Genomic DNA, 1,069 nt, shown 5'->3' with positions numbered 1-1,069 from the left:
GAAGCCCCAGTAAACGGCGGCCGTAACTATAACGGTCCTAAGGTAGCGAAATTCCTTGTCGGGTAAGTTCCGACCCGCACGAAAGGCGTAACGATTTGGGCACTGTCTCAACGAGAGACTCGGTGAAATCATAGTACCTGTGAAGATGCAGGTTACCCGCGACAGGACGGAAAGACCCCGTGGAGCTTTACTGTAGCCTGATATTGAAATTCGGCACAGCTTGTACAGGATAGGTAGGAGCCTTAGAAGCGTGAGCGCCAGCTTACGTGGAGGCGCTGGTGGGATACTACCCTAGCTGTGTTGGATTTCTAACCCGCGCCATTGATCATGGCGGGAGACAGTGTCAGGCGGGCAGTTTGACTGGGGCGGTCGCCTCCTAAAGTGTAACGGAGGCGCTCAAAGGTTCCCTCAGAATGGTTGGAAATCATTCATAGAGTGTAAAGGCATAAGGGAGCTTGACTGCGAGACCTACAAGTCGAGCAGGGTCGAAAGACGGACTTAGTGATCCGGTGGTTCCGCATGGAAGGGCCATCGCTCAACGGATAAAAGCTACCCCGGGGATAACAGGCTTATCTCCCCCAAGAGTTCACATCGACGGGGAGGTTTGGCACCTCGATGTCGGCTCATCGCATCCTGGGGCTGTAGTCGGTCCCAAGGGTTGGGCTGTTCGCCCATTAAAGCGGTACGCGAGCTGGGTTCAGAACGTCGTGAGACAGTTCGGTCCCTATCCGTCGTGGGCGTAGGAAATTTGAGAGGAGCTGTCCTTAGTACGAGAGGACCGGGATGGACATACCTCTGGTGTACCAGTTGTCGTGCCAACGGCATAGCTGGGTAGCTATGTATGGACGGGATAAGTGCTGAAAGCATCTAAGCATGAAGCCCCCCTCAAGATGAGATTTCCCAACTTCGGTTATAAGATCCCTCAAAGATGATGAGGTTAATAGGTTCGGGGTGGAAGCATAGCGATATGTGGAGCTGACGAATACTAATCGATCGAAGACTTAATCAAATTTCAAGTTTTGATTGGTCGAATTGAAATTTACTTACTATCTAGTTTTGAATGTATAAT

At 51.3% G+C, this 1,069-nt stretch carries 1 rRNA gene; it reads left to right on the top strand.

The window, feature by feature from the left end:
• Nucleotides 1-1,009, top strand: a 23S ribosomal RNA gene (locus HMPREF2937_RS00810); the annotation flags it as partial.
• Nucleotides 1,010-1,069 lie beyond the last annotated feature (60 nt).

The sequence above is a fragment of the Staphylococcus sp. HMSC061G12 genome (assembly GCF_001838465.1).
Lineage (GTDB): Bacteria > Bacillota > Bacilli > Staphylococcales > Staphylococcaceae > Staphylococcus > Staphylococcus simulans.
Note: the sequence above shows the minus strand (reverse complement) of the source record. Positions and strands in the feature narration are given on the sequence as shown.